Raw genomic sequence first — 10,308 nt, 5'->3', positions numbered from 1 at the left:
CGTTCAAGCCGAAGCCCGGCAGCCGTGAAGACAGCGACCAGCCAGTGGAAACCTTCGCCGACCCGAAACTGGTATTGGAAAGCCCGGACCACATCGTCCTCAACAGCGACAAAAGCGCCGCCGCCATGGCCGGCGAACACTTGCACATCACCACCCAAAGCGACGGCCACATCGCCGCCGGTGATAACCTGGCTATGGCCAGCGGCGGCAGCGCCGGCCTATACAGCCATAAAGGCCCGATCAAGATCATCAGCGAGAACGGCCCGGTCTCCCTGCAGGCCAACGGTGGCCCGATGGAACTGCTCGCCGATCAGGCCATCACCGCCACCAGCAGTGAAGGCAAGGTCAGCGTCCTTGCCAAGGACAAAATCACCCTGCAAAGCGGCCAGACCGAAATCGTCCTCGACGGCGCCAACATCACCTTCCGCTGCCCGGGGACCTTTACCGTGAAGGGTTCCATTAAGTCGTTGGAAGGTGGGCAGTCTAACAATACCGATCTTCCCGCTTTGCCCGCGGGGTTGTTCCCCTTCGTTCCTTTAGCAAAAAAAGTGGCCGGACTGGCGCCCTCTCTGACCGCCAAAGCGCCCCTCGCGCCGCAGCGTTTAGCGGATGTCGAGTGGGAAGATGAGGAAGAGGAAACCACCGAACAGGAAATGATGGAGACGCTGACGCTCACCATCCTGCCGGTGCGTCACGCCGTGGCCACGGGGGCGCTGGTCGAGCATGCGCCCCAACTGCCGAAACAACTCATCCCGCCCACCTCATTGTCCCAATCCCGGGAGACCCTGAGATTATTGCGGACGGGCTATCTGTATGTGCTGTTGGACCGGGGCGGCCGGAAGGAATGGCAGCAGTATCAGGTGAAACCCAACGGCGACCTGACCCGGTTTGACGGTGAGGCGCCAAAAGCGCCGGCCCAGCCTGAACCGGTGACGCCCAACACCCTGGCGGTGGAGATCGAAAAAGCGGAAACCGTTGAACGCTCATGGTGGCTGTTCACCCCGGACCCGCTCACCGACGCCCGCAAAGCGGATTATGAAGAAAACGCCGACGACTATACCGCCAAAGGCTATTGGCAAACCTTCTCGCCGAAGGAATGGGCCGAAGGACAAACCTCTCAGCTTGATACCCTGCACGGCGAGCAGATCGGTAACGCGGTGACCGAAGCGTGCCTTGACGGCAATCCGGCCCTGCAACAGGCGCTGGCGCAAGACCCGTTCGCCCCCGCCTGGCTGGCGGATGATCAAGGCCTGATTCAGTACGCCAACGTCGGCATGCTGAAGGGCACCCTGGCCTCCGTCACCGAGGCGGTCTCCACCCACGGCGCCGTTCTGGCCCTGAACGACGCCTTCGGCGCCGCCCAGACCCTGAACGCCTGGCGTAACGCGGCCCTGGACCCGCTGCATGATTGGCTCCAGGAAGAAGACGAACAAGGCGTCAGCAATGACTGGAAGGTCCAGATCCAGCAGCAGATCGAGCAATTGCATGAGGGGTATGCCGGGAAGAAGGCGGAAGGTTTGGTGGGGCAGAATGTCCGTGCCTGGGAGGCCGCCCACGGCAGTATGGACGTGCGCCTGCACCAATTGGACGCGAGAGAGCGACAACTGCGGCGTGTCCACGGTGACCGTGTTTATGAAGAGAGGTATGCGGACCAAATCGCTCAAAGCAGGCAGCTTATCCTGCAGCGCCGACAGGAAACCGAAGAACAGGCCCAGGACCGCGAATATACCCTCGAGCGCCAGGCGGCCTATAAAGCGGAGTTCGAGCAGGACTATCTGTCCCGGCTGGATACCGACGCGATGGATCAGGTGCAAACCGCTTTTGCCCAGCACAGCCAGGACGCGGAAACGGAGATGGAAAACCGTGCTCCGGAACAGATTGCGGTACTGCAAAGCGATTATCTGCAAGGCGCCCTGCACGCCTATGATCCGGATGAGGACAATCCGGACAGCGGTCTGCGCTTTGCCGCCCAGACCGGATTGTGTGTCCATGGCCTGACCGGTTGTATGAGTGGGCGGCAGCTTCTGGATGACTGGTGGGCAGCCCGGACGGTGACGGCAGAGAACCTGGCGTTGCGCAGCTACGCCTTCAACCAGACCCCGGTACAACAGTCAGTACAGGCACTGTTGACCAACCCGCCGGATCCGGAGACGGCCTCCTTTGACCCGGTGACTCCGGTTAAGGATCTATTGGGTTACTTTGAGCGATTGGACAGCGCGGCGACGGCGATGGAAGGCCAGGTCGCTTTAGGGGCAGCGCTGGCGTGGCAAGTGAGCCTGGGGCAGTCGCTATTGCGTGCCAACTCGCCGAACGTAGCCGACAAGGCCATGGCGAAGGGGCTGGGTGCCCTGATGCGGTCCACCATCGGCAAAGAAGCGATGAAGCTGCAAGAGGAACAACTGGCCTACAAGGCCAAGGCTGGGAAGTTCGGTGACACCCGGAAGGGACAACGCCGGCAACAGCAGACCGCGATGTCCTCACGGCAGCTTCAGCGCAGCGTTCAAGGCAATGTGGATGAGGCCATGCTCAAGCAGATGGCCGACAGCAAACACAGCAACTTCTACCAAACCCGGCTCTATGGTGGACTGCTGTTCCTGGAAGCCATCGGGTTCTTCATGAAAGCCCGCCAGGAAGGTCCTGAAGCCAACGCCTGGGATCTGGCCGCCTCGGGCCTGGTGGCGACGGCTGCCGGCACCCGGCTTCTGGCCGCTGGCGCGGAGCTGGCCGCCACCAGCTTCAATGAAGTGTCGAGTACCGCTCTGGCGAGCAGATTGGTTCATGGTGGGTTGCGGTTGGCGTCCGGTACTCTGGCGGCGGTGGCCGGTGGGGTTTGGGTGGGGATGGATGCTGTCGAAGCCAAACAAGCCATTCAAAACAGAGAGGTCGTAGCCTTTGCTTACATCGGGCGGGCAGTCGCAGGTGCTGCTTTGATTGCTGGTGAAGGTGGTATGGCTATGGCGGCCTCCAAGCCATTCTGGGAAGCCATGGTCAAGAAAGCAACGGCGCGAGGTTGGACCCAGGCTGTAGGTTACTTCAGCATGGGGGCTAATGTTTCGGCGAAACTGGCTTCCAAGCAAGCCCAGCTGATACTCGGCCGCGTTTTGAAAATTGGTGGGCCGGTAGTGTTTGGCGCCACCATTGCCATTGAGGTGCTAAGCCCGGATGCGTTGGAGGCGTGGTGCGACAAGAGCGTGTACCGGAAGGGAAATCGGGATGGCTATGATGATCAGGAAGAAGAAATGACAGAGCTGTTAGTCGCCATTGAATTGGTGACACGCTGATGTATTTGGTTGAGTGGATGCATTGGCAAGGCCAAATCGCCGAAGAAGGCAGCTGGCTATCTCAAAAAGGGAAGCTGCCAGGGTTTACCACCCAAGAAGTGTCGGATGACAACAAACGAGCGAACAAGGAGAGGAAAGAACGGCAAAGCGATACTCCGCGTCTTCGCAGCCCCGTATACGCCTATAACGACACCTACCTGGAGATGCGGGCGGGGTGCATGGAATATGCGCGGGGATTGATTACGGTAATTTCAATTTTTACTTGGTTTTTGGCGATCAGTTTTGCATCCATGACATCAATATCGGTGTCTAGACTGATCGATGGATCGAGCCGTATTCTTTTTGACCTTAGCGCGATGCTTGTCACTGGTAGTCTCGTCCTTCTTTTCCTGTGGGGGTACAAGAAATATGGCCTCCAAATCACCCGTTTCGAAATGCTGACCCAGCGCCGTCTGTTGATCCGCTTTAACCGTAAAACCCGGCAAGTTTATCTCCATCGCCCGAAGTATGCGGGCGGTATCGTGACATTACCCTGGGACGAGGCGCAAGGCATATACGATCTGGGCGGCAGCCGTTTTCCGATTCTACTACTCTGGCCCTCCCGGCCGAATCGACCGCAAATGGAGGGAGTGCACGTCGGCAAAGCCTGCGCCACCAGTGAACCCATGCGTGACGAATGGGAGTTCATTCGCCGCTACATGGAGGAAGGGCCGGAAGGTTTGCCTCAGCCGCGTATCCGCAGTAAATGGCCCCTGCCCTGGCACGCCTTCGAACCCGTTTTCGGTGGAATGCTGGGGCTGTTGTTGGGGCGACGGGAAGGGAAACCGTCTTCGGGTTCTGCTCTGGATACGCAGCAAATCGGCAAACGGCTCCTGGGCCGGCTGTTGATGTTGGTGATCATCAGCCCCGCCCTTCTGACGCTGGGACTGGCCAACTGGCTCTCCCAACTGCTGTGCTGGGAGCCTCGCTGGCCCAAGGTCATCCGCGAAGCCGGCCAACCCGGCAAACCTATTCCCAAACTGACTACGGCGGAAGACTATGATCCGGAAACCTGCCGCCGTTTGTATTTGAATGCGGACCTGTGGGTGCCCAAGGACCACGATTCGGACGCGTCCGCCGAAGATGAGAAATCCGGCTCTCAGTGGTTGCCTTGACATCAAGCGTGGTTATGGGGAAGGCGAAAATGGTTGGTCGTCAATCACGGTTTTTGGTGTGAGCCCTTATGGGAAGCTATCGGGGCAAGATCTTGTCTTTTGCTTTTTTCGAAGAAAGCCCTTGGAGGATGGCAAAAGACAAGACCTCGTATCTTGAACAAGCCCCGTCAATTCAGGAAGCTACTCCTGATGATACGGCCGAGCCGGCTGAGGCTGACAAGACTTTAGGCGCGATAGCCTGTGGGTCAGATAAGTCCGTCGGCTCGTTATCTCGTTCATCCATTTCGAAGGTAACTTAGGCCGGGCCGCCAGCCCAGAGCCTGGATGCGAGGAAGTACATGATGAATGAGCACGCCGTTGGCATTGATGTATCCAAGAAGAAACTCGATATCTGCGTCGCCAGCGGCGACAAGATCAAAACGAAAGTCCTTAGGAACACACCCGCCGGTCATGCGGAGCTTGATGATTGGTTGAAGCAAAGGGGGCTTCCTTTAACAACACCTATTGTACTGGAAGGCACAGGGCCCTACAGCGAAGCCGTCGCAATAGTGTTAGCTGATGCAAACTGGGCAGTTAGTGTTGTCAATCCAGCTCGTATTACAGGCTTTGCTCAAAGCGAGCTCAGCCGTAATAAAACAGATAAGGTGGACGCCAAGCTCATCGCCAGATTCGCCCAAAGGGCTAAGCTTGAGCTTTGGGAGCCGCCAAGCATCGCGGTCCGGGAGTTGCGCGCTTTAGTCGACCGATTGCAGGCGTTAATGGACATGCGCCAGCAAGAGTTAAATCGGCTGGAAGCTCTGGGTCAAGGCACGCCGTCCAGTGTTCAAAACATGGTAAAAGAGCACGTTGACTGGCTGAACGTACAGATCAAACGACTCCAGTCTGACATCGACGACCATATCGACGGCAACCCAGAGCTGAAGCATGACGCCGATTTGATGCAAAGCATCCCGGGTATCGGCCGGCGGGCTTCGGCCCAGTTCCTGGCCTACATTGGCGATGTGCGGCGCTTCAAGAGCGCCAAAGCTCTGGCCGCATTTGTGGGTGTGACACCGAGGCAGAAGCAATCTGGCACGTCAGTTAAGGGCCGAACTGTGATTTCCCGAGCGGGGCATCGGGCCGCAAGAAAGTCGCTTTATATGCCAGGGTTAGTCGCCAAGCGCTACAACCCAGTGATCGTAGCAATGTCGAAAAGACTTGAGCAAAAGGGCATGAGACCAAAGGCCATCGTCGGTGCCAGCATGCGGCGCCTAGTTCATATGATCTATGGCGTAATCAAGTCAGGAACACCGTTTCAAGCTGATATTCCATTGGCAGGGCTTGAAGTTCAAGAGGGTATCTGACCCTAGTGGTGCAATCCAGTCGCGCGTACCGCGCCCGGGTTGGTCGAAAAACTGGTGCGACAATCCGAACCCCCTGTGGGTGCGGCAAGAAGCGCCCAGGCCGGGCTGGACAGCTTCATCACTCAGCCGAAGGCCAGTGAAGTACGTTATGGGCGCGCCCTGTCGGTACTGATCGCCGCCGAGGCATTGATGCTGTTGTTCAAGGCACAAAGCCTGGGCTCTGGAGACCAGCGGGTTTACATGGAGGCCATGGCCGGGGTGATGGCGGGTGCGGCTTGTGGGGCGGAGCTGCTGGCCAGTTCCGCCGAAGCGGCGGCCCAGCGTGCCGGGCCCGGCGCCCAGGGTGCCCGCATCCTGCAAGGCAGCCGCAAGCTGTGGGCGGCATCGTTGGGTACCGTGGGTGGGGTAGTCTTGGCGGTGTACGATTTTGGGGATTTCTGGGATGCCAGAGGGCAAGGTCAGGGTACGCTGGCAACTGCCTATCTTGCCCGAGGGCTTGCTGGTATTGGCTTGGGTGGCGCGAGTTCTTTACTGGCCGTTGCCAGCGCCGGACCATTCTTTGAGCATTTGGCGAAGACGTCCACAAATAAACGAGCACAGGCCTTTGCTAAGGCAGGCGCACGCCTCGCAACATGGCTCAGCGCAGAGGGCGCTCAAAAATGGCTGACGCGTGTCTTGGTGGGCAGCAATACGGCGTTTTGGGTGGCCACAGGGGTGTGGTATCTGGTGACGCCGGATGCCCTGGAGGCTTGGTGCGATAAGAGTGCCTTTCGGAAGAACGATGGCGAAGGCTTTGATGATCTGAGCACAGAGCTTTCCGAGTTATGGCAAGCCGTCGCCGAGGTGGCCTGATGTACTTTTTTGAATGGATGGCGTGGTGGGGAGGGACTCTGGATGAAAAGGGCAAAGCTAAGGTTTTTGGCAAAGAGTTCATGGAGGAACGCCTCCAAGACTTTAAAGAATTGTTGGAAGAGGAGCGCCCACCTCTGGATCAGCCGGTCAGCGATAGCCCCCGAAGCAGGGGGCCGGTGTACGCATTCAATGATGCGTTCCTGGAAATGCGTTGCGGGTCCCTGGAACATTATCGGGGGCTGCTTACGCCATTGGCCTTGACCCTCTTCCTGTTCGGTTTCGGTGGGGCTTATGGTGCAATTGATTTGCTGCTTAGAGGTCCCAACCACAATGGGTTTATAGATTATCTTGTCGGCGTGATTGGCGTGGGCGGCTTAACTGCCGGGCTTTGGTACTGCTTCTTCAAATTCAAATTCTACATCCCCATCCGCTGGGAGTTGTTCACCCATCGCCGTTTACTGATCCGCTTCAACCGAAAAACTCGGCAGGTGTATTTGCACCGCCCCAAATACGCGGGTGGTGTGACCACCATGTCGTGGGACAAGATTGTCGCCGCTCCAGAGGGAGTGGGTATGCCCCTTTTGCTGTTCTGGCATCCTCTGGATACCGGTTTGCCGTTTGCCACCTACACCGCCGTCGGTAAACGAGCAGGCACCGCCCAGGACCTGCTCGACGAATGGGAATTCATCCGCCGCTACATGGAAGACGGCCCCGAGTCCGTGCCCAAACCCCGGGTGCGGAGTAAAATCCCCTGGCCCTGGTACAGCCTGGAACCCCAATTCGAAGGGCTGTGGCCGATTCTGCGTCATGGTGATTGGAAGCTGTGGTTGGGTAAGCTGCTGATGAGTCCCGCCTTTCTGATTTTGGGTGCCGGTCATTGGGTTTCTCAGTTGCTGTGCTGGGAACCTCGCTGGCCGAAGATCATTCGTGAAGCAGGCCAACCCGGCAAACCTATCCCCAAGCTGACCACAGCGGAAGATTACGACCCGGAGACCTGTCGTCGTTTGTATTTGAATGCGGACTTGTGGGTGCCCAAGGACCATGATCCGGACGCGCCTGCCAAGGAAGAAGAATCCGGCTCTCAGTGGCTGCCGTGATGTGGTTTTTTTTATTGGACGACGAGGGAAATGCTCTGGTCTTCGCTCGTATCCTGGGTGGACTATCGGGCGGCTTTTTTTCCGATGGGCGATCAATTCTCGTTTTTCTGGTAAAAAGACCATGGGCGTCGACCGGCGCCCACCGCCGCCCTGTGTTTAAATAAGGCGCATGATGTCCACCAAAGGAAGGGAGTTCATGCTCAGGACTTCCCCGAAATGCGCCGCCTGCAACAAAAAAGTGACCACCGATAAAGTCGTCGCCAGCGAGAACGGCCGCCTCTTCTGCTGTCAGGCACATCACGACTGGTTCTTTGCGGGACCGGATAAGCCGCCTCTGGATCCACGAAAAGCGCCTGGTGTATATCGGCGAACTCCGGCCCTGGTCACATGGGGGCTCCTGGTGGTTTTTCTGGTGTGCCTGGGAGTGTTTCTTTGGGATGGTATTAATCTTTGGCTTGGCAAGCCGGTGGATGAGGTTCTCTTTGCCGTGATGGGCGTCTCGCTTTTGGGCGCGGCCATTTTATACGGGTTTATTTGCCGTTGGCTGCGTGCGTTTGAAGTGGTGATGGCGCATCGTGAGCCGGGTATGAGTGACAGGGATTTTGCCGGTCATCTGGAAAGGCTGTATCGCAAGAAGCAGTTGAGTAAGCGGGAATTGCTCTGGGGTGCCCGGCAGATAGCGAGCCCGGAGCTGGCGGCGGTGGTGAGGAAAATTCGCTCCGGGGAGATACGCTGAGGGCGGAGCACGGTGGATATGAGAGGACGGGAATTGAGGAAAGGATGGCGCAGTGCGGGTGCGATTGAATCATGACCGTTCGTGGGCTCTTCAAATACTTTTTTGCGGCTTTTGGCTTCGCCGCGATTGTTATGGCGGTCGTGTTGTATCTGGATACGGCCTCTTTCATGAAGGAGGCGGTATCAGGGCAAGGAGTGCTAGAGAACGTTCGTGAGCGGCGTGTGGACGAAAAGACCGTATGCGAATGGGTAGTGCGATTCCATACGGAAGAAGGGCGCCTGATTGAGTTCTCCACCAAGTCGGGGACGCGTTGTTCTGGAGCGCGGATTGGCGATACTGTGCCGATCCTGTATTCGTCGGCCAGGCCTGAAGAGGCCCGTATTGATAATTTCTTTGCGCTCTGGGGCGGTTCGATAATCGGTGGACTGATCGGGCCGGTATTCCTTTTGATCGGCGGTATCTGGATTGCGGCCGGGCGGCGCAAGCGACGCCGGGTGTCTGTGCTGAAGCGTGAAGGGCGGCGGATCGAGACCGAGCTGGAGCGCGTGGAGCATGTGACTTCGGTGAAGGTGCAGTATCGCCATCCTTATCGGGTGGTGACGCGGGGACGCGATCCGTTGAGCGGGGAGAGCCGCCGTTTTCTCAGCGATTACTTATGGTACGACCCTGCCCCTTATTTGCAGGACGTGAACGTGCCGGTGTTTGTCGGGCGTGACGACCCTCGCCGCTATCACATGGATTTGTCGTTTCTGCCCGGGTCTCCGAAATAGCCGCGCCCGAGCCTGCCCTGAATGATCAAGGCGTGACCTGGAGGATGACCTTGCCCAGGTGATCATTGCCGGAGACAAGTTCTTGTGCCGCTCTAACTTCCGTCCAGGGCAGCACCCGGTCGATACGAGGCTTCAGCTTGCCTTCGGCCAGGGCGTTGTCCAGATCCTCACGCATTGCCTCGACGATGCGGACCTTCTCTTCCAGACTGCGGGTGCGGAACGTCACGCCAATGATTTCCACTCGTTTGAAGGCCAGGGCTTCCAGGTCCAGGGTGCCTTCGGCGCCGCCGAGACGTCCCACGCCGATGAGGCGCGCCTGAAGCGCCGCGGCTTTGATGTGGTCCGCCAGATAGGGGCCGCCCACATGGTCGACGATGATGTCCGCGCCTTGCCCGTCGCTGGCGTCGAGTATCCGCTCAGCGAATTTTTCGGACCCGGTGTTGATGACCGCGTCCGCGCCGAGTGTTTTGAGCAGAGCGTCTTCCCGGTGAGTGCGGACGCCGGCGATGATCCGCCCGGCGCCCAGATAGCGCGCAATCTGGATCGCCATCTGACCGACCCCCGAGTTGGCGGCATTGATGAACACGGCGTCGCCGCCGCGAAGTCGCCCGGCGGTACGAAGCGCGTTGTGTTCGGTCATCAGGGCGACGATGGCGCCGGCGCCTTCCTCGAAGGTCCATGGGGCCGGTAGAGGAACGGGGAATCGTGCATCGATGGCGATGTACTCCGCCAGCCCGCCGCCCACCATGGTCATCACCCGGTCGCCAACGCTGAATCCGCTATCCTCATCGGCTTCGACAACGGTGCCGGCGGCATCCAGACCCACCACGGCGGGGGCGCCGGCGGCTCCGGGAGCGGCATGGGTGCCAGCCAGAACCGCCAGATCGGCGCGGTTCACCGAAGCGGCCTGGACCCGGATCAGCACCTGTCCCCTGGCCCGGGAAGGGGGCTCGATGTCACCTTGACGGATGGCCGGTGTCGCGCCGGAACGATCGATGATCATGGCTTTCACGGCATCTCTCCTATGCACGAACGCCTGTGCATGAACGCTGTTGTTTATTCGACCCCCAATGAT

General features: G+C 58.7%; 8 protein-coding genes. 7 read left to right on the top strand and 1 reads right to left on the bottom strand.

The features are described 5' to 3' along the window. From A6D6_RS04110 to A6D6_RS04080, 7 genes are all read left to right on the top strand, one after another. A partial coding sequence (locus A6D6_RS04110) for a T6SS effector BTH_I2691 family protein (RefSeq protein ID WP_159660013.1) occupies positions 1–3,281 on the top strand: 3,281 nt, incomplete at its 5' end. Continuing rightward, complete coding sequence (locus tag A6D6_RS04105) at positions 3,281–4,435, top strand: DUF6708 domain-containing protein (RefSeq protein ID WP_159660012.1); 1,155 nt, start codon at positions 3,281–3,283, stop codon at positions 4,433–4,435. The genes A6D6_RS04110 and A6D6_RS04105, both read left to right, overlap by 1 nt. Before the next feature lie 338 nt (positions 4,436–4,773). Then, positions 4,774–5,778, top strand: a complete 1,005-nt coding sequence (locus tag A6D6_RS04100; protein WP_236563970.1) for an IS110 family RNA-guided transposase — start codon at positions 4,774–4,776, stop codon at positions 5,776–5,778. A 54-nt stretch (positions 5,779–5,832) separates the two neighbouring features. Beyond that, on the top strand, positions 5,833–6,630 hold the full coding sequence (locus A6D6_RS04095) for a hypothetical protein (protein ID WP_159660011.1): 798 nt from the start codon (positions 5,833–5,835) through the stop codon (positions 6,628–6,630). After that, positions 6,630–7,727 (top strand): DUF6708 domain-containing protein, encoded by a 1,098-nt coding sequence (locus tag A6D6_RS04090; protein ID WP_159660010.1) that lies wholly within the window; start codon positions 6,630–6,632, stop codon positions 7,725–7,727. The genes A6D6_RS04095 and A6D6_RS04090 overlap by 1 nt, the downstream gene beginning before the upstream one ends. Before the next feature lie 196 nt (positions 7,728–7,923). Beyond that, the gene (locus tag A6D6_RS04085; protein ID WP_159660009.1) at positions 7,924–8,463 is read left to right on the top strand and encodes a hypothetical protein; all 540 of its coding nucleotides are present in this window, start codon (positions 7,924–7,926) and stop codon (positions 8,461–8,463) included. Between the two features lie 71 nt (positions 8,464–8,534). Beyond that, on the top strand, positions 8,535–9,233 hold the full coding sequence (locus A6D6_RS04080) for a DUF3592 domain-containing protein (RefSeq protein WP_133491655.1): 699 nt from the start codon (positions 8,535–8,537) through the stop codon (positions 9,231–9,233). Between the two features lie 25 nt (positions 9,234–9,258). Here the strand turns inward: A6D6_RS04080 and A6D6_RS04075 are convergent, their stop codons facing one another. Further along, the gene (locus tag A6D6_RS04075) at positions 9,259–10,236 is read right to left on the bottom strand and encodes a zinc-binding dehydrogenase (protein ID WP_236563972.1); all 978 of its coding nucleotides are present in this window, start codon (positions 10,234–10,236) and stop codon (positions 9,259–9,261) included. Positions 10,237–10,308 lie beyond the last annotated feature (72 nt).

The sequence above is a fragment of the Alcanivorax xiamenensis genome (assembly GCF_009846745.1).
GTDB classification, from domain to species: Bacteria; Pseudomonadota; Gammaproteobacteria; order Pseudomonadales; family Alcanivoracaceae; genus Alloalcanivorax; species Alloalcanivorax xiamenensis.
Note: the sequence above shows the minus strand (reverse complement) of the source record. Positions and strands in the feature narration are given on the sequence as shown.

Bases quoted from the DNA above. Each gene is read 5' to 3' on its own strand.
- A6D6_RS04105 (WP_159660012.1), top strand. From the start codon at position 3,281: ATGTATTTGGTTGAGTGGATGCATTGGCAAGGCCAAATCGCCGAAGAA.
- A6D6_RS04100 (WP_236563970.1), top strand. From the start codon at position 4,774: ATGATGAATGAGCACGCCGTTGGCATTGATGTATCCAAGAAGAAACTC.
- A6D6_RS04090 (WP_159660010.1), top strand. From the start codon at position 6,630: ATGTACTTTTTTGAATGGATGGCGTGGTGGGGAGGGACTCTGGATGAA.
- A6D6_RS04085 (WP_159660009.1), top strand. From the start codon at position 7,924: ATGCTCAGGACTTCCCCGAAATGCGCCGCCTGCAACAAAAAAGTGACC.
- A6D6_RS04080 (WP_133491655.1), top strand. From the start codon at position 8,535: ATGACCGTTCGTGGGCTCTTCAAATACTTTTTTGCGGCTTTTGGCTTC.
- A6D6_RS04075 (WP_236563972.1), bottom strand. From the start codon at position 10,236: ATGATCATCGATCGTTCCGGCGCGACACCGGCCATCCGTCAAGGTGAC.